The 25524-nt window shown below is 50.8% G+C and carries 19 protein-coding genes; 2 read left to right on the top strand and 17 right to left on the bottom strand.

All coding sequences use genetic code 11. The features are described 5' to 3' along the window. Position 1 precedes the first annotated feature (1 nt). From IPM52_02205 to IPM52_02230, 6 genes are all read right to left on the bottom strand, one after another. Positions 2 to 2125: a PAS domain S-box protein gene (locus IPM52_02205; protein ID MBK9290436.1), complete on the bottom strand. Its 2124-nt coding sequence runs from the start codon at positions 2123 to 2125 to the stop codon at positions 2 to 4. A gap of 32 nt (positions 2126 to 2157) precedes the next feature. Further along, complete coding sequence (locus tag IPM52_02210; GenBank protein MBK9290437.1) at positions 2158 to 3258, bottom strand: alpha/beta hydrolase; 1101 nt, start codon at positions 3256 to 3258, stop codon at positions 2158 to 2160. 46 nt (positions 3259 to 3304) lie between these two features. Next, a complete protein-coding gene (locus tag IPM52_02215; protein ID MBK9290438.1) occupies positions 3305 to 4132 on the bottom strand; it encodes a GNAT family N-acetyltransferase in 828 nt (275 codons plus the stop codon). A gap of 39 nt (positions 4133 to 4171) precedes the next feature. Then, positions 4172 to 4588, bottom strand: coding sequence for a hypothetical protein (locus IPM52_02220; protein ID MBK9290439.1), 417 nt, complete (start codon positions 4586 to 4588; stop codon positions 4172 to 4174). An 11-nt stretch (positions 4589 to 4599) separates the two neighbouring features. After that, a complete protein-coding gene (locus IPM52_02225; GenBank protein MBK9290440.1) occupies positions 4600 to 4965 on the bottom strand; it encodes a hypothetical protein in 366 nt (121 codons plus the stop codon). Between the two features lie 70 nt (positions 4966 to 5035). Continuing rightward, complete coding sequence (locus IPM52_02230; protein ID MBK9290441.1) at positions 5036 to 5623, bottom strand: porin family protein; 588 nt, start codon at positions 5621 to 5623, stop codon at positions 5036 to 5038. 391 nt (positions 5624 to 6014) lie between these two features. On the opposite strand from IPM52_02230, the gene IPM52_02235 reads away from it, so the two are divergent. Continuing rightward, a complete protein-coding gene (locus IPM52_02235) occupies positions 6015 to 7895 on the top strand; it encodes an ABC-F family ATP-binding cassette domain-containing protein (protein ID MBK9290442.1) in 1881 nt (626 codons plus the stop codon). A gap of 17 nt (positions 7896 to 7912) precedes the next feature. Further along, positions 7913 to 8254, top strand: a complete 342-nt coding sequence (locus IPM52_02240) for a DUF2750 domain-containing protein (GenBank protein MBK9290443.1) — start codon at positions 7913 to 7915, stop codon at positions 8252 to 8254. 1 nt (position 8255) lies between these two features. Here the strand turns inward: IPM52_02240 and IPM52_02245 are convergent, their stop codons facing one another. The 11 genes from IPM52_02245 to IPM52_02295 form a co-directional block, all read right to left on the bottom strand. After that, positions 8256 to 9173 (bottom strand): hypothetical protein, encoded by a 918-nt coding sequence (locus tag IPM52_02245; protein ID MBK9290444.1) that lies wholly within the window; start codon positions 9171 to 9173, stop codon positions 8256 to 8258. Positions 9174 to 9217: 44 nt separating this feature from the next. After that, a complete protein-coding gene (gene lgt / locus IPM52_02250) occupies positions 9218 to 10054 on the bottom strand; it encodes a prolipoprotein diacylglyceryl transferase (GenBank protein MBK9290445.1) in 837 nt (278 codons plus the stop codon). A gap of 104 nt (positions 10055 to 10158) precedes the next feature. Beyond that, positions 10159 to 11178 (bottom strand): HmuY family protein, encoded by a 1020-nt coding sequence (locus IPM52_02255; GenBank protein ID MBK9290446.1) that lies wholly within the window; start codon positions 11176 to 11178, stop codon positions 10159 to 10161. 1 nt (position 11179) lies between these two features. After that, entirely contained in the window at positions 11180 to 13417 is a 2238-nt protein-coding gene (locus tag IPM52_02260; GenBank protein MBK9290447.1) for a TonB-dependent receptor, read from the bottom strand. A gap of 5 nt (positions 13418 to 13422) precedes the next feature. Then, positions 13423 to 14679: a T9SS type A sorting domain-containing protein gene (locus IPM52_02265; GenBank protein MBK9290448.1), complete on the bottom strand. Its 1257-nt coding sequence runs from the start codon at positions 14677 to 14679 to the stop codon at positions 13423 to 13425. Between the two features lie 113 nt (positions 14680 to 14792). Beyond that, positions 14793 to 15128: a hypothetical protein gene (locus IPM52_02270; GenBank protein MBK9290449.1), complete on the bottom strand. Its 336-nt coding sequence runs from the start codon at positions 15126 to 15128 to the stop codon at positions 14793 to 14795. A 181-nt stretch (positions 15129 to 15309) separates the two neighbouring features. Then, entirely contained in the window at positions 15310 to 16032 is a 723-nt protein-coding gene (locus IPM52_02275) for an MBL fold metallo-hydrolase (GenBank protein ID MBK9290450.1), read from the bottom strand. Between the two features lie 82 nt (positions 16033 to 16114). Further along, entirely contained in the window at positions 16115 to 20341 is a 4227-nt protein-coding gene (gene glgP, locus IPM52_02280; protein ID MBK9290451.1) for an alpha-glucan family phosphorylase, read from the bottom strand. A gap of 57 nt (positions 20342 to 20398) precedes the next feature. Further along, complete coding sequence (locus IPM52_02285) at positions 20399 to 21991, bottom strand: alpha-amylase (GenBank protein ID MBK9290452.1); 1593 nt, start codon at positions 21989 to 21991, stop codon at positions 20399 to 20401. A gap of 33 nt (positions 21992 to 22024) precedes the next feature. Further along, positions 22025 to 23329, bottom strand: a complete 1305-nt coding sequence (locus IPM52_02290; GenBank protein ID MBK9290453.1) for a glycosyltransferase family 4 protein — start codon at positions 23327 to 23329, stop codon at positions 22025 to 22027. Beyond that, positions 23326 to 25287, bottom strand: a complete 1962-nt coding sequence (locus tag IPM52_02295; protein ID MBK9290454.1) for a glycogen debranching enzyme family protein — start codon at positions 25285 to 25287, stop codon at positions 23326 to 23328. Before IPM52_02295 ends, IPM52_02290 begins: the two co-directional genes overlap by 4 nt. Positions 25288 to 25524 lie beyond the last annotated feature (237 nt).

Genomic DNA, 25524 nt, shown 5'->3' on the forward strand with positions numbered 1-25524 from the left:
TTTACACCGAAGTTGATTTTTCTGGTTTCAGCAAAGGTAAACGGGCAATAAAATGCCCGTCGGATATCAGAAAAGCTGGGTGGTCGTTGCTGACGAGCGCATAGCGGCGTTTAATGTTGTCGAGACCAACGCCTGTAGATATTGGTTTTGTTTCGCGCAGGTTGAGGTTGTTCACGATGTTGAGCCTTCGATTTTCGTCAACAAAAATGTTGATTAATAATGGTTTGGACTTTGAGAATGTGTTGTGCTTAATGGCGTTCTCGATGATCAGTTGTATGGCCAGGGGGAGAATAAAAAACTCGAGCCAGGTTTTTTCGATTTTGATTTCAACCCGGATCTTGTGCATAAACCTGATTTCGAGCAGAAAGAGGTAGGCTTGCAAAAAATCCATTTCGGTACTCAGGCTGACAAGATCTTTTTCCTTGTATTCCAATACATAACGATAGACTTTCGACAGCCTTTCGGTGAACGATTCGGCAAGATCGGGGTCGAGCTTAATGAGCGAGGTGAGCACGTTGAGGCTGTTGAACAAAAAGTGTGGGTTCACCTGTTGCTTGAGCACTTCGAACTGCGACTGAAGGTTTTCTTTCTGGAGTTTGAGCAGCTGGGTGTTGGCCTCGGTGAGTTGACGTGTTCGCTCGGCTACACTCTGCTCGAGCGAATTGTTAATTCTTTCGAGTTCCTCTTTTGCTTTTAATAGATTCATCTCCTGTCGTTTGCGCTCCGAGATATCGATAATGATGCCCCTACGGCCGGTAACTTTACCATTGCTGATGATTGGGGAGCCAAAGACCAGGACCGGACAGCGCGTGCCATCATGCTTTATGGCTGTATATTCCGATGGTTCGGTTAACATGCCGTCGTTCGAAGCTTGTATGTTTTTGGCTATGAGCGGCAGATCCTCTTTAACAAAGCAATCGAGCACCGAATGCATTTTGCCCGGCTCGTTTGGAGGCGGACCAAAAAAGGCATATCCAGCTTTGTTGCCAAAAACTACATTTCCTTGCATGTCAAGTTCAAATACCGGCTGAGGTAAGAAATCCATAAATTCCCTGAAATTTTGCTGGCTTTCTTTTGCTGCCTGCTCGGCTTCTTTCCGGCGTGTGATGTCGGTGATGATGCCATCAATAAAAATTTGTTCACCCGCTGTGTGGCCTGCTCTTTTTCCGCTTTCATGCACCCAGACAAGCTTGCCGTTTTTATGGATAATCCGGTATTCGATGTCGTAGTGCCGCTGCTCGTTCATGGCTAATGCGATAGCCGCCCTCACCTGATCCTGGTCTCCGGGATAAATCAGCGAGGCAAAACTTGCCCCAGGCTTGTCGACGAGCTCGCTCGCATGGTAGCCGGAGATATCGAATATCTTTTCGCTGATGTAGATCATAGTGTAATTCCGGTCGAAAAGGCAACGGAATGCTGCACCGGCAAGATTCGTCAGGATGCTGCTCAGCTGCTCCCTGCTTTGGTTAAGCTGTTCGGTAAGCTGCTCCCGTTTAAGTATCTCCTCCTGAAGTTTAAGGTTAAGCTGTCGCTCCTGTTCGATCAGTTTCCGGGCATATGCTGCCTTTTCCGTTTCAGCCCGCATGTTTGCTTCCATGATTGCCCTGGCAGATGCCTCGCTGATCAGTTCGCGCCCGAGCCTTTCAGCCTCTCGCACCGATCTTGCACTGTCGTCGGAATAAATTAGCGCTTCGAGTACCATCATCAGGAAAATGTTCAGCACAATCATGTAGTAAACATTGTTCAAAACGGTGGTTGAATCGCTTTCCAGTCCAAAAAATAACATTGCAGGAATGATCACAAGCGGTGTGACGATCAATCCACCTAAAAGTGCTGCTGCAAACTGTATGGCAAACCTTTTCAGAGGCTTGGTCCTCCAGGGAAGTTTCCTGTTGAGGCGGCGCACCAGCTGCAAACTGGGAACAGTGAGCAAAGCGGATGCAAAAAAGGTGAACATCAGTCCACGCAGCATACGCATGCCAAGCTTTAGCAAATCGGCAAATAGCTCAGGAGTGTTGAAATAGATCTGCGAGATAACGATGATTTGCATTCCTAAAGAAAGCAGAATCAGCACTTTGATAATCTTTCCCGGTGGAATTCCTGAATTTGTATCAGCTTGGTTCATGGTTTGCGAAATCGTGGGTGTGGTGAACAAACTTAGCAATCAATTTTCTGATTCCGGGAACCGTGGAAAATATCATTGACAATATTTTCCTTTAATCGCTGGGGCTCCTCAAACAACGGTCCGTGTGCAGAATTTTCGAAGATATAGAGCTTTTTTATAGGCGCTTCGAGCTGCCCGAAATATGCTTCTGTAAGCGCTGAATTTACCGTCAGGTCATGCAATCCGCAAAAGAAAAATACCGGAATTTCAAGTTTTGGGTATCTTGCGGCAAAGTTTGTATTGAGTGTCTGGTTTTTTAAACCGGTTCCGGGAAGAAAAAATAATTTAGCTTTCCAAATGTTGAATTTTTCGGCTAAAGTGTACGCTTTACAAGTCATTACCGGCACGAAAATGCCACCATAAACCGATTTCATTTCCCGCATTGTTCCAATTCCAAGTTTGTGCATGAGCTTGTCTCTGAGTGCAGCATTGTAGAATGCCTGAAGATCTGCTTCGCTGGCAAGCTGATTGAACTTGTTTAGTCGTCTGATTGCCAGGTAGTTATTTTGGGCGCGCAATTGATTGTTTATATATGCGTAAGCAATTCTTTCCGATGCAACCTGATTGGTTATCTGACCCATTGCAAGATAGGCGTGAAACAAGCCGGGATTTTCGGCCACAGCCGGCAAAGCTATTGTTGTGCCACCCGACCATGCCATGATGTAGATCTTTTCTTTGCAGAAGCGATTGCGGAGGTAATTGGTTACTTCAATTGCATCCGAAACAAGTTGTTCGAGGCTCATGCTTTCGGCGGTTACTTTCTTGTTGTACGACAGGCCTCCGCCGCGTTGTTCCCAATAGTAAACAGTAAAAAACTGCTCAAGACCGGGCTTGTACTTTTCGAACAGGAAATAGTTCGGGAAGCAGGGACCACCGTGCAGAAACAGCAAAACAGGATTTGCAGTGTCCATCGACAGTATAAACATGCCTTGTTGCACTCCACCGATTTCGATAAAAATTTTTTCCGAAATACTATTGGTTAAAAGCTCGCCGGAATCGTTTTTAAATACCTCGGGTTTTCCCGGACTTTCTACAAATAAAAGGGCAATGAAACCTGATGCCAGGGCGAGAAAAATTATTAATGACAGCATCATTCTGTATTTTGTTTTCGAAGTCATAAATTGATATCAAATAATGATGCTATTCTATTAAATCAGTCAGTTGGTAATAGGGAATTTTGTAAGTTGGTTCGAAACCGAGATGCAGCGCAAGTCTATAGGAGCCGGTGTTTTCGAGCCTGCATGCCCAAACCGGTTCCAGATTATTTTCGATACAATAATCAATGAGCGCAGCGCAACAATGCCATGCCAGACCCATGCCACGAAATGCCGGAATTGTTTCAATACCAATTTCAAGATAGCCGTCAAGTAGAAATGCCGAGAATGCTGTTGAGGCAACGGTTTCGCCGTAACTTACACTAAAACCTGCGCCCATTTTAACGAAATCATCAGCATTATTCCAGAAATTTGAAGGGACAACGCTTCCTTTAAATGTGGCAAAAATTTGTTCGTTAACCGGTTCAATACGAAACCCATCTGGCAACATGGGTCTTTTGCATTTCCCGAATTTCTGTTGGTTAAAACGGAAGTTTACCCTTGTTTGCAGCTCAATTTTTTTCTTCAATCCGTTACTGTTTGCCCCGTTATGCTTTAAATCAGTTATCAAACCAATGACATCGTTCCAGCCATGAGGAAAAACCTGTAACCATTCTGTCCCGTGTAGCTTAGATTCTGTGTTAAGGACTTCGCTTCTCAGCCATTCCTGTGCCGGTTCCCCGGCCTTACCAACCAAAAGCGACATCCCATATGGATGTCTGATATAAACAGTTTGTGGTGCGTCCGGATTATCGGCATAGACCTCACCAAAAACATGGCCTTTTAATACCGCCAGTGCAAACAGATGGTTGTATGGAACCAGCCGTATTACTTCTATTATTTGTTTGTAATTTAGGGTTTCGATGCGTTTCATGCTATTCCATTATAATCAAGTGAATTTAGCAATTTACAATTAGTGCTCCATTGCCGGCAAAAACATATCACGCATATGCAATCCGCCTTTTAATCCAAGAATTGGAGTGATAATTGCAAATCCCAGATCGATGATTCCTGTAAACCAGAATGTTGTCGGAAAGCTTTTATCAAATGCCATAAATACGAATAAAACCACCACATAGAATAGTCGGCCAAATACCAGACAGCCTATATTGAATGCGTATCTGCGTATGTTTAAAGACGACAACAGCTGTAGCCAAGCGAAACAAAGAAAGAAAGAACCAAGGAAGATTGCATAAAAGGGGTGCATCGCAGGATTATCTATGATTCTTCCGGTGCCGATTGCAAAGATGTAGATCAATCCGGCCATGGTATCCCAAACTCCGCCGGCGGCAAATGCAATTGCTGGTTGTTTCAGGTTTATTTGCTGCATAACTACTTCTTTTACTGTATGATGTTCAGATGAAGCGATATTTTTCCTTCGCCCTCGATACTCTGATACCTAAGCTTCCAATAGCCGGAATATGCACCAAAGCTTTCGTTGATTTGCCATGTTCCGGGATCAGAGATCCGCTTGCTGAAGCACTTTTCTCCATGCGGATCAATTAGTTCGATAAGCAGGCTGCCGCTATTGATGCTGATGCTTCCTTGGAGAAGTAAGGTTTTGTTGTTTTCAGCCGAAAAGACAACAACATAGCCGGTGGAACCCTGTTTCAGTTCGGTGTTGAATCCGTGGCGGATGAACGGCTCTTTCTGGCATGCCAGGATCAGCAGAAGCAAGCCGAAGCTGATGTTTACGATTCTTTTCATGGGATTTGATTTTATTGGTTAGTTTGTAAAAGCCATGAGGCGGTTTTGTCCGCCTCATGGTAGATGCTCATCAGAATTTTTTAACTATACCAAGCCGGAGCGAGAGGTAGTGGTGCTTAAGGTTTGTGTTGACGCCTTCGACCTCAACATCCCTGTCTAAGAAGTTGAACTTGATGCCGGGAGCTAAGCTCCAGTTCTTGCCCAAAGCATAATTCATGCCAGCAGCAGCCTGAAATCCAAACCCGTGACCGGTGTCGCCCACGAGCTCCCCTTCTTTGTTTTCGATTTCGATGTGATTGTACAATCCAGCGCCTTTAACAATCAGCGACCATGGCGTATTGCCAAGGCTTTGCCTGAACTGAAGCCCAAGAATATAGCCTGTTTCCTCGAACGAAACTTCATTGCCTGCAAACGACTCATCGGCTCCGAACCTGTTGTAGCCCCAGCCACCGTAAAGTCCAAACTGAGGGATAATTTCGTAGCTAAGAAGCCCTTCGAAGCCGAAGCCGGGGTTGAGTGTGGCATTGCCCGGCTTTGCTGTGGAGACCGAAGCTCCTGTGTTAAGTTCAAATCCGAAACGGTTTGTTTTTTCCTGCGCAAAGAGGTTTCCACTGAGCATCATCGCGATTGCAACTGCAAAAATTGATTTTGTTTTCATTTTGTTAAAGTTTTAATTATGAATGATTTCGAAGCAAATGTATGTTCCGCGGCTTGCCACAATCAATTAAAAGCGGGCGAACGCGCTCATCCGGCAGGTGAAACCGAACGTGCTTATGGCGAAAGTGAAAGGAAAAGGGCGATGATGCAGGCTGGTTTGTGTTTTTTTACCAGGGTTCGATCCGACAGAGCCAGGTCTTTTTTTCCTTGCAGGGCATTCCTCGTGTTGTTATGGCACCAAAGCCCCAATATTCACGTGGATAGGTTTGACAGCATTTTCAACATATGGGCGCATTGATTTTCCACCTTTCAACCGGTGCATATCACCCACCTTTCTGAGCCGGAAATGTCCTAAAGTTGTATGTTTGCACCCGGCTGTTAACACCTGCTTCATGAACCTGCTTTCCGTACATCAGCTCAGCAAAGGGTTTGGCGACGAGCCTTTGTTTACCGGCCTCAGTTTTGGCCTCAGCCGGGGCGACAAGGCTGCCATAGTGGCGGTGAACGGGGCCGGAAAAACCACGCTGATGCGCATCCTGGCGGGCAGGGAAGAAGCCGATGGAGGGACAGTTTCGTATGCCGAAGGCGTCCGACTGGGATACCTGGAGCAGTATCCCACCTACAACCCAAACCTGACCATAGCCGCCCTGGCTTTTGGTCCTGACAATCCCGTGAGCCGGCTCAGGCAAGAATACGAGGCCCATCTTGCCCTTGGCACTTCAGCCGGTAACTTGGAGGAATACAGCAAACGGCTCAACGAGCTCACCGCCAGGATGGATGCAGCCGGGGCATGGGACTACGACCGGCGCCTCGGCGAGCTCCTCACGCGTTTCGGGCTCACCGACACATCGCGCACCATAGGCTCGCTTTCGGGCGGCCAGCTAAAGCGGCTGTCGCTGGCTCTGGTCATCACCGACAGGCCCGACCTGCTGCTGCTCGACGAACCTACCAACCATCTGGACATCGAAACCATCGAATGGCTCGAAAAATACCTCAGCCAGGTGAATATCACCTTTCTGATGGTGACCCACGACCGCTATTTTCTCGACCGGGTGTGCAACCACATCTACGAGCTTTTCGACAGAAAACTTTATGTGCACAGGGGAAATTTCAGCTATTACCTCGAAAAAAGCGCCCAGCGCGAGGAAGCCCTGCGCATCGAAGCCGAAAAAGCCGGACAGCTGCTGAAACAGGAAACCGAATGGATGCGCCGCATGCCACAGGCCCGCACCACCAAATCGAAAAGCCGGATAGCTGCCTATTACGAGCTCAAAGAAAAGGTGGCCCAGGTGCGCCGCCAGCAGGAAATAAAACTTGAGGTGCAGATGCAGCGCATGGGCAGCAAGGTGCTCGAAATGAGGAATGTATCCAAACGCTTTGGAGACACGGTCATCCTCGATCATTTCGATTACATGTTCACCAAAGGAGAACGCATCGGAATTGTGGGGCCAAATGGGGTGGGAAAGACCACTTTTCTGAACATACTCACAGGCAAGCTGCCCCCTGATGGCGGGCGCGTGCTGGCAGGCGATACCATGGTCTTCGGGTATTACACCCAGGACGGGCTGCAGTTCGATGACGACAAACGCATCATTGACGTGGTGAAAGAAATTGCCGACATTATCGATCTGGGCAACGGAACAACCCTTACGGCACAACAGATGCTCACGAGGTTCCTGTTTCCGCCCCGAAAGCAGAATCAGCTTGTAGCCAGCCTGAGCGGTGGCGAAAAACGCAGATTGCATCTGCTGACTGTGCTGATGAAAAACCCTAATTTTCTCATCCTCGACGAGCCAACCAACGACCTCGACCTGGTAACCCTCCAGGCGTTGGAGGAGTTCATCCGGCAGTTTTCGGGTTGCCTGATCATGGTCACGCACGACCGTTATTTTATGGACCAGGTGGTTGACCAGCTTTTTGTATTCGAAGGGCAGGGGAAGATACGCGGTTTTGTGGGAACCTACAGCGAATACCGCGAGCTGGCCACAGCCAGTGAGGAAAAGAAAGAAAAGCCGGTCAGGGCCGCCGAAAACCGGCAGGAGCGTACCCCTAAACCACCAAAGCGTTCATTTCGCGAGCAACGCGAGTATGAGCAACTCGAAACAGAGATTGCTGCACTCGAGGCCGAAAAAGCGAACTGCGTCAGGGCACTGGGCGAAGCCGGACTGCCTTTCGAAGCGCTTCAACGCATCTCGGAACGCATAGTGGCAATAGATGAGGAGCTGGATATCAAGACCTTGCGATGGATTGAACTGGACGAAGCCGGAAAATAAAACCAAAATATAAAGCTATGGAGCAGCAGTACATTGACCATTTTTTTGATCAGTGCATCAGCCAGGGAGAGGTATGGCTGTTGCAGGCCGATGATGGCATGTTTGCCATGGTAGAGGATGCGGACGGGATGAGTATCCTGCCCATGTATGCCACAAAGTCAGAAGCACAGGCCTCGGCCATTGATGAGTGGTCGGACTACAAGCCTGAGCCCATGCCGATGCGCGAACTCATTCAGTGGCTTACAGAGATGTCGGACGATGATATGTATGTGGGTATAGCGGCAGGAGGCAACAAGGTCATACCTTACCCCGCATCAATTATGCAGCAGGAGCTGATCCTCCGCAGGCAAAACCGCTGAACTACTGCCTTTTCATCATTCTGAGCAGGTTGTTTTCCTGCTTCAGTTTCTCTTCCTGCAGTTTGATGCGTTTTTCGGTTTCGGCTTGTTTCAGCTTCAGGTCGGCTATCCTGCGCTCATTTTTCCTGATCTGCTGATCGGCCTTTACGATGTTTTTCTGTACTTTTCTGACGTCGGAAGATGTTTTGCGCAATTCGCGCTGTTGCGTTCTGAGGATGGTTTTCAGGCCCTGATAGTCGTCGGAAGAGGGACTTAAATTGTTGAGGGTAAACTGGGTACGGGCGATTTGTTTTACTGCGCTGTCCTGGGCCGCACGATGCAGCTCGAGTTCCTTTTCGGTGCGCAACCTGTTGGATTGTGCGCGCGATATGCCTCTTTCGAGCGATACCTGCTGGCGTTGCAGTTTTGTCAGTTCTTTCTTCAGGCTGCGCAGGTTGCGCTGCTCATTCTTCACGGCCTGAGCCTGCACGCGTGTGGCCTGTTCGTGCCCGAACCGCTCTGCAAAATTTTGAGCAGCACCCAGGAGCTCGGGTGTCGTGGATGGTCCGAATGGTTTCCCCTCCATCTCAAACCAGGCTGTCAGCCGGACGCCTTCGCGCGAATCGTATATGTTGGCCGTAATGGTGAGCGGACTGTTGGTGATCGCCGGTATGATGTAGTTAGTTGCAACATATTCATTTGTAAATACCTTGTAAACAGGCTTTTCTGAGCCTTTGCCGGGTCGCCGTGACTCGCGTTGCAAATAAGCCTTCCAGGCGGCTTCAACTTGTTTTTTGGTGGTTCCTTCGATAAGTAGTGCAAAGCCTCTGGCTTCGAGGCTGTCGGTCTTGCGGCTTACTTCCGAACTGCGGGGAAGCTCTTGTCCCATGCTCATCGAATCTGTGATGATCAGCATGGCGAGGATGAGTATTTTTTTCATTGGCTGAGGGGTTGGTTGGTCAATGAGAGTTTTTGCAGGACAGGTTAACGCTTGCTTTTTCGAATGCCAAGTTTATCGGGAAAGGCAAGTATCAGCATTCCGGCAATCGTAAACGGAATGCTCAGCCATTGTCCCATGTTGAGGGTCATGTTTTGTTCAAAAGCAACCTGCGGTTCTTTGAGGAATTCGACGAGGAAACGCGAGCCGAAGATCAGGATCAGGAACCAGCCAAAGAGGAATCCGGGTCTTTTTTCGCCCATGCCCTGGCGGAAATAGGCGTACATCAGGAAAAAGAAACTGCTGAGGTAAATCAGGCCTTCGTAAATCTGGGTGGGGTGCCTTGGATCGGTGCGCAACTCAGGCTCGGCTGCCCGTAAAAACTGAAATCCCCAGGGCAGGTGGGTGGCATGGCCAAAGATTTCGGAGTTGAACAGGTTGCCCATGCGGATGAAGAAGCCCGCCAGTGCCACCACAACCACAATGCGGTCGAGGATCCAGATGATGGGCTTGCCGTGTTTCCGGCTGAAAAAATAGAGCGCGATGATGATGGCTATGGCTGCCCCGTGACTGGCGAGTCCGCCCTCCCACACTTTGAGGATCTCGATGGGATTGGCCAGGTAATATTCAGGCTCATAAAACAGGCAATGCCCCAGCCTGGCGCCAACCACGGTTGCAATCAACATCCATGTGCTCAGCTCGTCGAGCACCTCCTGCCTGATGCCTTCGCGCCGGAACATGCGCTGGACAATGTAATAACCCACTATGAATGAGGCTGCAAACAACAAACCATACCAGCGCACTTCGCGACCACCCAGCAAGGGCAGCCATTCGGGAAAGTGAAACATGGCCGGACTTACGTCCCAAACTATATGCAACAACATAAGCAAGATTTTCTGCAAAAGTAGAAAGAATACCACGCGACGCTCTGCCCGACATCAAGCTTAATAAAAGCTTAGCCGGGAACCCAACCCCTTTTACTTATGTGCTAAAGTTTCTGAAATTCGAAGGTCGGATAGCCTTTTTCGCCCTGATTGTTGTAGAAGCCAATAAACCGCAGCTTGTAGTAAAAGCCACGGCTGTCGCGGATCAGATAAACTTTTTCGGGCATGGGCTCATAATACACATTGCCGCTCGACACATCGCCCAGCACTTTTTTCCAGTCGAATCCTATCACATCGCTCTTTTTTAGGTAATTAGCTGCAGTAGCACGCTGAAAGTCGATGGCATCAAAGTCGGGCTCAATCATCTGCACAGCTTCGGTTTCATAAGGATTAAGCAAGACTCCGGTCACCAGGTATGGATAAGCCTCGCCGGTATTGGTGAAGAGTAGGGTGGTGTATTGCGTAAACAGGAGGTCGTAACTGTCCTTGGGTGGCTCAGGATACACCTGCTGATGCTTCGCAAGAGAGTAATAGGCAAAGTTGCGGCCTTGCTGCTTTTCGACCACAGCCTGCCGGAGACCGCTTCCATTGAGATTGGCATAGGTGAAGTAATACTTTCGGCCTACCAGGCTGTCGAAAGTTATCTTGACTCTGCCCAGCGGATTGCCGTCGGCATTGATTCCGCGGTCGAACACATACACCTCGCGTGCGTAGGTGGTGTCGTTTCCCGAAATGGTGATCCAGTTGCGGAGCACCGTGCTGTCGGGATTGCCGCTCGAGGGGTCGAAGCGCATCTGGAGGCCGGTGGCACTGGTTACCTCTGAAAGCTGATACTTTCCGGTAGGTGCCAGCATGGCGAAATTGGCCGTGTTTGGCCGGATCAACACACCGGTGGGATGCGACTCGAACATCAGGTCGAATTCGGTACGCTCGTTGGTGGCTACCACAAGCTTGTTGTTCAAGCTGTAATACACCTGATATTTATAGTTTTGGGTCATGGCAATGGTAGCCGTGATTTTGTCGCCCCTGTCGTGTGGTGCAATGCGCTCATCTTCCTTAAAGCAACTGCTTAATAAGGGCAACAGGCTAAAAATCAGTGCAATATTCGAAATGGTCTTCAGCATGTCAAAATTTGTCGAGGTTTGCATTCAGCCGCACAAACCAGGTTCGTCCCCAGCCCACAGGCGAGCTGCCGCCTCCGCCCCCGCTGTGTATGCCTCCGCCCCCGCTGTCGCCCACCACACCGATATTGGTGTTGTTGAACAGATTTTTCGCGCCAAGCTGCACGGTAAGTCGCCTTGCAAAAAAGGCCCGGGAGGCATTGAGGTCGAGGGTGTGATAGGCCTTCATGATGGTTCTGAATATCGTACCATCCTGAGCTACAAACACTTCCGGGTAGTCGCCATTGTATTTGTAATACAGTCCGAAGCGCGTGTCAGTTTTTTGCCAGGTGTAGCTGGCCTGGGCAATCACATCGGTGCTGTACACCATATCTGTTTCCGGCAGGTTGAGCTGCACCTGCTGACGTCCAGTTTGTCCGACCCCGAATTTGAGTTCCAGCCACGGATAGAGGCGGTTGTTAAACTGCAGCTGATAGCCCTGCGAGATCATCTTGTCGAGGTTCACATAGGTGTAGAGCTGGTCGGCGGTGTTGAGGGCAGCGAGGGTGATGCTGTTGTTGATCACATTGCGAAACAGGCTGGCTTCGAGGCCATAGTCGTAGGTAGGTTTTTCGTGGTGATAGCGCAGTGCGAGGTTGTAGTTTTGCGAGCTTTCGGCTTTGAGGTTTTCGTTGCCACGGATGTTGTGGTTTACGTCCACAAACTCCAGGTACAGCTCCTTGAGCGAGGGCGCCCTGAAGCCTTTGGCGGCCGAGGCGCGCAGGCTAAGGCTTTCGCTCAGGTCATATTTTGCGTTGAGCGAATACACCAGCGGCGCTTTGTACCGCGTATTATAGCTGTAGCGCGCTCCGGGTTGCAGCATCAAACGCGGGCCGGGTTGCAGTTTAAGGCTGAGAAATGTGGCGTAGTCGCCAATTTGCTGGTTCCTGCCCAGGATACGCCGGCCAACTCCCTGTTCTAGATTGAGGTCGATTCCCAGCTGGTAGTTGAACCAGCTGCCCATGTCGCTTTTGCTGAATTCGCTGCGCAGCAGCCACTGGTCGAAGCGTGAGGTGTCCTGATCGAACACATTGCTGGTCAGCACTTTTTCGAGGGTGGTCAGGTCTTTGAACCAGGTATTTTTGCGACGGTCGTAGTAGGCATACGAGCCTAGTACGTTCAGGTAGCGGTTGCTCCGTACTTTTTGGTTCAGGTCGAAGCGGGTGGTGAGGCGGTTGGTGGTGAAATCGCTGTCGAAAGCAGTTTCGAAATAGGGTTTGAGCAGGTTTCCTTTATCGCGCAGGAGCTCGTTGAAATAGGATACGTTGAGCCGTGCACGGGTACCCTGATGGGCATAAGCGGCCGAGAGGTCGGCATTGTACTGGCGTTTAGGTTTCCAGCGCTTGGAGCGGGTGGTGTCCACCGGACTGTAGCCTCCGAAGAAATTGCGGGCGCCTGCAGCCGACATCGTCCAGCGGTTTCGCGACATGGTACTGCTGGCATTGAAATTATATACGCCCACCGATTCATAATAGGCTTCGGCACGGTTGTTCCAGCGGGCATTGGCCTGGTCGCGGGTCAGGATGTTGATCACACCTGCCAGGGCATTGCTGCCATAGATCACCGACATGGGACCTTCGATAATCTCAATCTGCTTCACGTTGTAGAGGTTGAGCTGGCTCAGGTCGATGTTGCCATTCATGCGGCCGATCACCGGAACGCCATCAATCAGAAATTTAATGTGCTCACCTCCAAGGCCTTGCAGAGTGATCTTTGAGCCAAGCGCGCCATCCACCATGCCGCGAATGTTCAGCTCGCCCGTCATCAGTTCACTCAGGTTGTTCGAGGCCCGCTGCTCAATGTGTCTGGCACCTATCACTTTGACCCTGAAAATGGACTTGTCCACGGGCTGGGGGGAATACTGACCGGTGACCACCACCTCATCCATATTGAAGACCTGTGGTTGCAAACTCAGCTGTTTTTTCTCGCCAGGCCTGAGGGTATCGGTGAGCAGGTGATAGCCCAGGGCCGACACCTGCACCAAACCGGCGGATTGCACGGCGATTCTGGCATGACCATCAACGTCAGAAACCGCGGCCAGATTCTGGCGGCCGTCGAACGACCTGAAATTGATGTGCGCAAACGAAACAGCTTCGCGCGAGCGGGCATCGCGCAGGCTGAGATGCGCCTCTTGTCCGGCCAGCCAGATCGGGCCGGACAAGAGCAAAAAGACCGCAAATGTCTTACTGAGTTTGCGCATCATATGATTTACCTGTTAATCAAAAGCTTCTGACGTGATGTTCCAGCGTCTCCGACAACTTCTACTACGTAGGCTCCTGGTTTGAAGGCGCTTATGTCAACCGAGGACCTGCCGTTCAAAGCATTTCCGTCCTGCGATAGTACAAGACGACCTCCAATATCAAAAATCCTGAGTTGTTGCAGGTTGCCTTGTTTCATTCTGATATTTAGTTCATTGACAGCAGGATTGGGGTAGAGGCTAAAGAATTCCTGCTGGCTGATTTCGTTCTGGCCGACCAGCGACAGCACTTTTTTGGTCAGACCGGTGCGGCCTGTGCTTGTTCCACTGAAATAGTTGAAGGTGAGCTTGTGGATGTTGCCGTTGCGATCTTTCACGAAATATGCCAGCGAATCGGTGATCTGCCACTGGAAAAGCGCCATGTTGAAATTCTTCCAGTCGTGCCCGATGGTGGTGCGACTTTCCGAAAATGGCTTGGAGGTCCAGTCTTCAAAAGTCGGAGGCACAGGGTGATGTTTGGCAACCCCGACACCAAGGTTGCTGGTCACACCCACAACCATATAGGGCGAGGGTGCACCGGTGTTGTCATAAACCGTGGCAATATAGCGGCTCCACTGCAGGTCCCAGCTGCCGATCTCCGGTTCGCGGTCAACTAGGGCATTATTTACCAGTGAGTAGTAGATGAACAGCCTGCTGGCCTGGAAGGGGGTGGCATCCACCGAGGCAGTTATTTCTTCTGTGCCATCAATGTTGGCAAATTTGAAATGCCAGGTGTTCTGTGTGGAACGTTTGCGCTGAATCCATAGTTTTTTCAGGCTGCCGTTGGTCAGTTTGATTACAAAAATCGAATCGCCCACCACATCGTGGTTGATCATGTTGTACACCCCCCATCCATAATCCGGATGCCCGAGCGCGTTGCGGTTGAATGCGCCATCTTCCCAGAGGGTATCGGAATTGTACATCTTTGGCCAGTCGGCCATGCCTGAAATATCCACATTATTCCATGCCGAAGTGTCGCCCAGCGGGTAAGTATAAAGCTCGGCTCCGGCACCTTCGTTAAGCAGGATGCCAGCCGACCAGCGGGTGGTGTAAAAGGCGATGTCCCAGTTGTTGCGGGGTTCTACTTTGACAACACCATTTTGCATGCTGTAAAATACATCATTGGCATAGCCAGGTCCCATGGTCACGGTGTCGTTCACGGGATTGGCCATCAAACGGGCGCTTGTTACTGCAATCAGAATGATCAATGCTTGTAAAATTTTTCTCATTGTTATAAGTATTTGTAAATGAATGATTAACTTTAATGATACCATCAGACGCAAAGGCATGAATCAGCCTTTGGTTGATTAAAAGATTTAAAAATGTAAAGCTGGAGGAGATTTTATGCCAATGCGGGGGGAGCGCGCAGGCCTTTTCCGGAAAGATAGAAGAATCTGGTGACCTCAGGCCGGAACTCAGCGAATTCCATCCTGTTCCAGCCCAGGACGTCCAGGCCGGATGTACTCCGGATAGTCAGTACGGCATAAGCATGTCCATCGTCACCTTTGTCGGACGATTTATGAAATTTCTGAAAAGTCTTGCCGTCGTCGGATTTGCCCGGTTTGTTCAGGGGCTGATGGTGACCAAAGAAATCGTGACCGAAGATCCGTTCCTGGTGCAGCACAATCAGGTCGCCAATAAAGAGCCAGAACATGGCAAAGGCCATGATCAGCTTCACAAGTCTTGAATTGGCGACAGGGTGCATATAAAACTGTTAAATCGGTACAAAAATATGTTAATAAACATTAGGAGACACAATTGGTTGCCTCCCCAGAACCAGGTATTTTCCAAAAGATTGTTAAAGAGATGTTAACATAAACAAGGATGAAGGCGCCACAGGATAATCATCCTGGGTGCCTTCACCTAATCCGTATTTCAGCCTCCGACACCATGCGAATCAGTCTTTGCACTTCGTCCAGGTCGGTTTGCCCGTAATGGTAGGGATAGACCACCTTGGGATTAACCTTTTGCACTGCATCGGCCAGCATTTCCGGGCTCATGGTAAAAGGTAGGTTGACGGGCAGGAAGGCGACATCAATTTTTCCGAGTTGGGTCATTTCGGGGATGTTTTCGGTGTCGCCAGCCACATAGATGCGTTTGCCGCCCATGTTCAGAATGTAGCCATTGCCTTCACCTTTGGGGTGATATGGGGTGCCATCGTTGCGCATGTGTTGGATGTTGTATGCGGCAACAGCCTCTATTTCAATATCATTCCACTCTGTGCGCTGGTTGTTCGATATTGTTTCGTAAGCTACATCCGGCACAAAAAATTTCAGACAAACCGGCGCAACGATCATATAGGTATCCGGCCTGGTGATGGGACGAAGGGCGGCGGTATCCAGATGGTCGCGGTGGTGGTGGGTAAGCAGGATAAGGTCGGCCTTGGGCAAAGTCTGGTAATCGGCTACCCTGCTCCAGGGATCAATATGTATGACTTTGTCGTGCCATGTGAGGTAAAGCGAGGCATGTCCTACAAAATGAATGTGTACTTCGCCTTCGGTGGTGTGGAGGATGTCCTGCGATTTTAGTGGCGTGAACAACATGGTGAATGCAAAAGCAAAAACTAAAGGTTTCATTTTCATTTCTTTGGCTGCAAAACAAATAAAAAAACCACAATGTTCGCCTGGGCTTGCATTGTGGTTCGATTTGATCAGTTAACGGGACTCAGATCCATTTCACCAGTGGGAAGTCCTGGCGATGTGGCAATTCCGGGTGGTTGGGATAGATACGGAAGGTGTAGTCGTACACCCCTGCGCGGTAAATAGGCACATTAATATGGTATTGTACCCAGTTGTCGCCCTCGGCCACGAGGTTCATTTTTTCCACAAAGATGATTTCGTTGATTTTGTCGTGCAACTTGCGTCCGAAGAGCAGCTCGATGCCCACCTCGCCTGGTTGGAGTCCGGGGGTTTTGAGGGTGATTTCGGCCACGAAATTTTCGCCGAAGTTGAGGGGGCGCACGGTGGGGTCCGGAATTTTTATCGAGCTGATTTCGATGTTGTTCCATGCCTCGCTCACCTTCTTTTTCCAGGCAGCCATGTGTTGCGCAAGTTCGAAGTCGTGGGCATTGATGGCCTTTGCGCGGGCAATCAGTTTGTTGTAGAATTTGGCGTAGTAATCCTCAAGCATGCGCTTCATGGTGTAGTGGGGGGCAATCATGGCCAGGTTGTTCTGGATGAACTTCACCCAGCGCTCGGGGATGCCTTGTGCGTTGCGGTCGTAATAGGCCGGGATGATCTCGTTTTCGAGCAGGTTATAAATGGTTTCTGCATCCAGCTCGTCCTGAAACTGCTGGTTTTCGTAAGTGCGTTTTTCCTGGATAGCCCATCCGGCATTGGGCTTGTAGCCTTCGGCCCACCAGCCGTCGAGCACCGAGAAGTTGAGCACGCCGTTCATCACCGCTTTCTCACCGCTGGTTCCCGAAGCTTCCATCGGTCTGGTGGGGGTATTGAGCCAGATGTCGCAGCTGCTGGTCAGCCGTTTGCCGAGTTCCATGTCGTAATTTTCGATGAACAATACTTTGCCGGTGAACTGGGGCATGCGCGACACTTCGATGATGCGTTTGATCAGGTCCTGGCCTGCACCGTCGCGGGGGTGGGCTTTGCCGGCATACACAAAGATGACCGGCCGGTCGGCACGATTGACGATTTCGGCAAGCCGTTCGAGGTTGTGAAACAGCAGATGGGCACGTTTGTAAGTGGCAAAACGACGGGCAAAGCCGATGATCAGGGCTTTGTCGTTGATGGTTTCCAGGGTTCTGAGGATAAGCTTGGGGCTTTCCTGCCGGCGGGTGAGCTCGTTTTTGAGCCTGTATTTAAGGTAGGTGGTCAGGTCGCTTTTAAGCTGTTGCCTGATTTGCCAGATGTCTTCGGCAGGAAGGTTGTAGATGTTTTGCCATAGCTCGGGGCGGTGCTGGTTGGCTTCGAAGTCTTCGGGGAAGTTCGATTTGTAGAGTTTCTGGAAGTTGGGGTCGGTCCAGGTGAAGTAGTGTACTCCATTGGTAACATGGCCGATATGCAGTTCGTTGGCAAAGTAGCCCGGATACAGCTCCTGGAACATTTCGCGCGAAACCCTGCCGTGGATCTGGCTCACACCATTCACTTCCTGGCTCAGGTTAGTGGCCAGCACACTCATCGAGAATTTTTGTCCCGCTTCGTTGGGCCTGAACTTGCCCAGGTTTACGAAGTCGTCCCAGCTGATGCCCAGTCGTTCGGGGTAGTGTGGCATATAGGTACGCAGCAGGTCTTCGTCAAAGTTGTCGTGTCCGGCCGGCACGGGGGTATGTGTGGTAAACAGGGTGGAGGCCCGGACGATTTCTTTGGCCACATCAAAGCTCACCTGATGGTCTTTGATGATCATGCGCAGGCGCTCGAGGCCGATGAATGCTGAGTGTCCTTCGTTGCTGTGGTAGATAAGCGGATTGATGCCGATTTTGCGCAGCAGGCGGATGCCACCGATGCCAAGCACCATTTCCTGTTTGAAACGCATCTCATTGTCGCCGCCATAAAGCTGGTGGGTGATGCTGCGGTCGTCGGCATTGTTTTCTTCGATATCGGTATCGAGCAGGTAGAGCGACACGCGACCCACAGGCACCCGCCAGGCCTTGGCGGTGAGGTTGCGGCCAGGGAGGGCAATCGAGACCATCACCCAGTTGCCTTCTTCATCGCGCACAGGCTCAAGGGGCAGGTGGGTAAACTTCTGCGGTATGTATTGTGCCACCTGATTACCCACCGGGGCTATTTCCTGCTGGAAGTAGCCATAGCGGTACAGCAGACCCACACCAATGATGTTGGCCCGCGAGTCGCTGGCCTCTTTCAGGTAGTCGCCGGCGAGCACGCCCAGACCTCCGGAATAGATCTTCAGGCTTTTATGCAAGCCAAACTCCATGCTGAAGTAGGCGATGGGTTCGGAGCGCTCAAGGGGCTGATCCATATATGCCTTGAACTGGGCATATACCTTATTTAACCTTGCAATGAATTCGGGATTGTTTTCCAGTGCATCCATCTGTTTGGCACTCAGGCTTTCCATCATCGGGATGGGGTTGTGGTCGGCTTCTTCCCATTTTTTCGGGTCGATCGACTCGAAGAGGGCCGTGGCCTCGTAGTTCCACGACCACCAGAGGTTTTGGGCAATCTCGTGAAGTTTCTGGAGCTCTCGGGTGTAAACAGGCTGGATCAGAACTTTTTTCCAGGTAGGTTGATCTTGTTTTTCCAATGTAAATGGTCTTAAGGTTTCTACAAATTTTCGTGATTCGAATACCACCGCACGTTTTTCGAGTTTGGTCAGCGCATGGTTCCAGGCTTGCTGATAGTTGACAATCAGGTCGTTCCATAAAAGTTTGCCTGCAATGGCCTGGGCTTCGGTGCTGGGTATTTCGTTGCTTTCGCGCTGCTGTTCGGCATAGCGGCGGATGAGCGCAGCTATTTGTTCGAACACTTCGGTGGTGTTGTCTTCGTTGCGGTCGATCACATGCACGGCACGTCCGTCGAGGCCGGCACCGCGCACCCACAGGCCAAAACCTGCCAGACTGGTGGTGATGGTGGGCACGCCAAAACTGATGCTTTCGAGCGGTGTGTATCCCCAGGGTTCATAGTATGAGGGGAATACGGTCAGGTCCATGCCCGAAAGAAAATCGTAATAACTGAGGTTGAATATTTTGTCATCACCATTCAGGTACACGGGCACAAAGATCAGATGCACGCCGCTGGCGTTTTGCTGATGCATGCCCAGCTGCTGAATGGTCTGAAGCACAGGGTCGTGGTCATGGTCGGGGATAAAATGGGTGACAAACTGCTGACCCTGGATGCCGGTACAATCAGGATTTTCGAGGCAATCGCGCAATTCGTGCACCGGGCCGCTGTGGTTGGCCGGCACGGCAATGATGCCCACCACAGGACGTTGTAAACCACCATGATTCTGCAGGCTGTTCAGGGCCTGGATAAACAGGTCGATACCCTTGTTCTTGAATTCGTACCTGCCGCTGTTCAGCACCAGCAGCGTGTCTTCGGGCAATGTGGAGCCAGCAAGCAGCGAGGCCACCTTGAGAATTTTCTTCCTGCTGGCGATGCGTCGGGTGCGGAGTCTGGCCTGATCGCCGGCAATCATGTCATCGAAGCCGTTGATGGTCAGCACATCTGGTTTGCGTCCCAGAAACTGTTCACACTCCCGTGCTGTGATTTCGCTCACTGTGGTGAAAGCGTCTGCATGCTTGGCCGAAAGGCTTTCGAGCGATTGTTGCGAGGTGATGCCAAATCGTGTGGCTGTGGCCGAGGGCTGGTAATCGGTCAGATTGCGATAGAGCGGAAGCCCGTTCGATGAGATGCAACGTCCGAGAAATGTGGCATGCGTGGTGAATACCGTGGCCAGCTGAGGCAGATTCTGCTTGAGATACAGCACTCCGACGCCGGTCATCCACTCGTGAAAATGTGCCACCGCCTTGTCGTTGCCCGGAATGAAATTGAGGTAAAAACTCTCAATAACCTTACCGGCGGCATAGCCAAACATGGCAGGTTCGATATAGTCCCACTGACCATGCAACGAATCGAGCTGGTAAGTTTCCCAGAATTTGGCAAAGATGTCGTTCTTACTGCCGAAAAATGTCGTAAAGTCGATCAGGATGGCAACGGGTCGGCTGGGGATATTCCACCGGCCCACGCGAAAACGAAGTCCATCGGCAGCAGCCTTTTTTCTCCATTCGGCAAAAAGCGTCGGGTCTTCGATGAATAAGGGGTGTTTTTTGGTGCGTTTCCAAACGTCGGGACCAATCGTGATATAATGATCTCCAAACATCTGGCGGGTGAGCCGGGCCTTGCTCGACAGTACGGTGTAGATGCCACCGACCATATTGCAAACTTCCCAACTGACCTCAAAGAGGTATTCGGGTTTTTTCATAGCGAAATGGATGTTTTCCTTGGTTAACAGGAGGGGAGGGGGTGCAGCTTTGCGGGCTTATCCCAGGAACTCCTTCATTTTTTCTTCCACCTTTTTACGGGCCTCCTTCATGCGTGTCTTGCTCACTTTGCCGGCCTTTGCCCTGGCTTCCTCGAAAGCTTCCCGGGCTTTTTTCGACATATTGGGCAACACCTTGCTCACCAGCTCCTCACCGGCCTGGTTCAGGGCTGCAACGAGGTCGTCGGCTTCGAGTTCTTTAACCAGTTTTTTGATTTTAGCATCCGACATTTTGGCAAGGTCTTCAAGTACCGGCTTGATTTCCTGCTCTTTACGACGTACGCTGTCTTCGATCTGCCGGGCAGCCTTTTTCACCTGTGTGATGGCCGATTTTCCCAAAGCAGCGCCAAGGCTGAGCAGGGCTTCGCCGGTTTGACGCAGCTCTTCTTCGGGCGAAGAGGTATGGGGTACGGCTTCGTTGACACGGATGGTGAAATCGGCCAGCACATTCATATAATTGATGTAGGCCTCATAGGGCGAGGGGTAGTGGTTGAAATATTTGTGTACCACCCCGTCGGAGAACCATTTTGTGCACATATAATAAAAGTGATCCGAGGCCTGCAGGTATTGCCAGTCGCGAATCAGGGCTTCGTCCTGCGAGGCCCGTACCTTTGGCGCAAGTTCATACAGACGTGCAAAGGCTTCGTCCTGCATATTGTTGCCCAGCCAGGCGGTGATGTCGCGCTCTTCGTCGGCCCACGAGATGGGGTAGGGCACGTGGATGGCGCCCACGGGCTGTAGCTTTTCGCCCAGTTCGGTAGGCGTAGCAAACTGATATTGAGTGCCTTCGAGTATGGCTGCTGGTAATTTTTTCATGAAATCGAAGATGCCTGTGGCAGCCCACTGGTGTTCGCCAAAGGTTTCGTAGTCCATAAAGATGTTCACAACCTCCTCTTTCTCGTTCAGGTTGTTGAGCCAGCCGGCAAATTTTTCGGCGGTCAATGGCCAGTCGGCCCAGCTTTGCATGCCAAAGCGGAAAGCAATGTCGTCGCTCAGCCTGAAGTTGCGCAACAACACCTTTAGTTTTGGGTTGATGGCATTGGCGTACATGTAGTTTGGACTTTTCCAGCCCAGCACATGTTTTGCGCCTTCGGTGAGCATCACCTTATAGCCCATTTCGGCCACATCGGCTCCGATCTGGTCGCTGTATATCAGCTCGGTATTTCGGAAGGCGGTGGGGGTGATGCCGAAGGTGTCCTGAATTTTCCGGGTATGCAGCGCCACCTGCCTGATGAACTCTTCCTTATCGCGCAGCGAACTCAGGGAGTGGGCGTAGGTTTCGGCCAGGATTTCCACCTGACCCGTAGCCACCAGCTTGCGGAAACTCTCAAGCACCTCGGGCGCATAAAGTTCCATCTGCTCGATGGCCAGACCGGAAATCGAAAAACTAACCTTGAATTTGCTCCCCAATGTCTTTATCTGATCGAGCAGGATGCTGTTCATGGGCAGGTAGCACTTTTCGGCTATCCGTCGCATGATCATCCGGTTGAAGTATTCATCGTAGTAGTAGTGGTTTTTGCCGATGTCGAAAAACCTGTAGGTTCTCAACCTGAATGGCTGATGCACCTGAAAGTAAAAACAAACTGATTTCATAGGGTTTGTTTGTATAAGTTACCTGCCTGAGGGCTATTGTTTACTTTTTTTGGTTTCGTTGAGAACTTTCTCGTAAAGCTTCCTGATTTTTTCGGCTGCTTTGGTCCACTTGAGGTTGTCCACTTCTTCGCGGCCTTCCTTGATGAAAGTTTCCGACAGGGCATTGTAGTGGCATAGGCCATAAATGGCATCGGCCATGCCGTCCACATCCCAGAAGTCAACCTTGAGGGCATGTTTGAGCACTTCGGCAACACCCGACTGCTTGGAAATGACCACAGGCACGTTGCTGCGCATGGCTTCGAGAGGCACGATGCCAAAAGGTTCTGAAATAGAGGGCATTACGAACACATCTGTCATGGCAAAGAGCCGGTCCACATCATCGCCTTTCAAAAATCCTGTGAAATGAAACTTGTGCCCGATGCGTAACTGGGCTACGCGTTGCACCATTTTGTTGAGCAGGTCGCCGGTGCCCGCCATAACGAAACGGACGTTGTTGTCGCGCTGGAGTATTTTGTATGCAGCTTCCACAAAGTATTCGGGGCCTTTCTGGAAAGTGATGCGTCCGAGGAAGGTGACTACTTTTTCTTTTACCTGTTTTTCAGGCAGTTCCATTCCGGATTTGTCCACAGGTTCAACTGCATTGTGCACGGTAATGACTTTTTTGGGGTCGATTCCATAGCGCTCAATAACGATGCGTCTGGTGAGGTTGCTCACGGTGATTACCAGATCGGCGGCTTCCATGCCACGCCGTTCAATGGCATACACTTCGGTGTTGACGTTTTCGCCTGTGCGGTCAAATTCGGTGGCATGCATGTGCACTACCAGTGGTTTGCCGGTGGTTTCTTTGGCAGCTATGCCTGCGGGATAGGTGAGCCAGTCGTGGGCATGAATCAGGTCGAACTCATGCCTGGTGGCAATGGCCGAACCCACCAGGGCGTAGCGCGACACTTCCTCCATGAGGTTGGTGCCATACTTGCCCGAAAACTCAAATTTCTGAGAAAAGACAGGGCTGCGGAAGGTTTCGGTCACCTTGCGCTGTTCTTCCACCATGGTTTCGAACTGTTCCGGGCCGACATATGGGATGATGTTTGAGCCAATCTCCATATATTGCACCCTTTCCCAGTATTCGCGGGTTTCTTCTTTGTCGATGTCAATGGTTACTTCGCTGGCGTTGAGCAGCCTCACAGCCTCCTGACTTTCGTCGCCATAGGCTTTGGGCACAACGAACAAAATCTCCACATCGTGTTTTGCCAGTCCTTTGGTCAGGCCGAAACAGGCAGTGCCGAGGCCACCGGTGATGTGGGGAGGAAATTCCCAACCAAACATCAATACTCTCATAGCTTGGAATCCTGGGGTTTGAGTTGATCAATGAGTTGTTTTATCTGAATGAGGGCAGCAACACTCCACGCCTGCGAAATGGCGCCTCTTGCTTCGTGGGGCGGGTCGCCGTCGTACACTTCGGATATGCTTCCCAGTCCTGCTTCAAACATTGCAGGCTCGAAATTGTGATAGAGTTCCTTCACTAGCCTTAGTCCGGATCGTCCGTTCAGGCTGAGCCAGCCTTCGGCAAAAAACAGGCTGAGCCAGGGAAATACGGTGCCATTGTGGTAGGCTTCGTCGCGTTCTTCCGGGCTGCCGGTGAGCATGCCTTTGTATCGGGGGTGTTCCGGACTCAGGGTGCGCAGCCCGCGTGGGGTGAGCAACTCGTTTTTTGCTTTGCGAAGCACGCTGTTCTTGATTTCGTCAGTCACCGGAGTATAGGGCAGCGATACGGCAATCACCATGTTTGGTCGCACGGTCCAGTCGGTCTGGCTTTCCCAGATGTGATCGGCAAGATAGGCGCGGCCGCTATCCCAAAACATTTCGGCAAAAGCCTGGGGAATGTTGTCGGCCAGCCCTTGCCAGTCGGCAACAAACTGATGGTCGCCCGAGGCATTGGCCAGTTCGATGGCAAAACGTATTGCATTGTACCAGAGCGCGTTAATTTCAACCGTATAGCCTGGTCGGGGGGTTACGGGCTTGCCTTTCACGTACACATCCATCCAGGTGAGGGCCATGGCCGGACTGCCTGCGCTGATGAGCCCTTTATCGTTCATAAACACCTGATAATCTGCGCCATTTCGGTAAGCCTCGAGAATGGTTTTCATCACAGGCCCATATTTTTTCCAGACTGGTTTGGTCTGACCGGTATGCTGCACATATTGCTGCAAAGCCCAGAAAAACCAGAGCGGCGTGTCGGCCGACTCATATTCGGGCTGGTTGTTGCGGTTGATATTCGGGAAAAAAGGCCCGCGCATGCGCTCAACCATGCTGTCGATCACCTCGGTGAAAGTTTTCTGGTCATTGCGTGTGAGCAGCAGTCCAGGCGCAGCGATAAAGGTATCGCGTCCCCAGCTTCCAAACCATGGAAAACCGGCAAGGATGGAGGTTTTTCCTTCCGTTTTCACAACGAACTGCTCTGCCGCGTTGATCAGGCAGTTCTCGAAGCTGTCGCGCGGTGTGCGTTTGCGCAGCTCTGTGGTGAACCTGCGCTTCATGTCGGAAGGGGCCATCGGCTCCAAGCCGGCCGATACAATGATGGATTCGCCTTTGCGGATGGGCAACTCAAAGAATCCGGGCGAAAACAGGTCTTCGTTGTGCGGCAGTCCGAGCTCGGCATCCTTTACGTATTCCACATTGTAGTACCAATCCGGCACATGCACGTATTCGTTTTCGGCCGAGAGTTGCATGTACAGCCTCGAATAACCGTGGTACATCTGCCACGACACCCCATTGGTGCAGATCTGGGCGGAGGTGTTGGCATCGAGATTGGCCCTGGTGAGCTGGTGGATATTTCGAAATGCCAGAAAAGGCTTGAGCCTCAGTGTTGTAGGCGAATGTGCTTCGAGTAATGTATAACGGATAAGCAGCCTGGCCTCGTTATGGGCAAAAAGCATCTCTTTGCTCAAGATTACCCCACCCACACGATATATCACCTGCGGGATGGGCTCGCCCACAAATTCGCGCAGGTATTTGTGCCCTTTGGGGTCGTGTATTCCGTTGGGATACATCCTCAAACCAAAGTTGAATGCTTCGTCGTGTTGGATCACTGTTTCGTCGATGGCCGACAACAGGAGATGGTTGTGATGATCGAGCTGAGGCTGAGGCACAACGAGCAATCCGTGGTACTTTCGTGTGTTGCAGCCGGCAATGGTGGTGGCCGAATAGGCCCCCGACCGGTTCGACCGGAGCAGCTCGCGGCTCAATGCAAACTCGAGATTGATCAGTTGTTGCTTATTGAACGCAATATAGGTCATATGCTGTGTTGGCTTTTGCGCTGTGGCTTACAAAGGTAAACAGTTCGCATGTAATGGACAAACAGCTTATTTCAACTGAAAATTATTATGTGTGGCATCCGACGCGTGTTTGTAGGAAACAGGAAAGATTAAAATGAGCACTGTTTCACGACAATTGATTCATCAAACGATTGCGAAAAATCGTTTAGTTCGCTCCCATCAACTTATGAATGTCAAACCTCGAATTTTCAGGCCAGT

It is taken from the genome of Bacteroidota bacterium, from assembly GCA_016715945.1.
Lineage (GTDB): Bacteria > Bacteroidota > Bacteroidia > Bacteroidales > F082 > JALNZU01.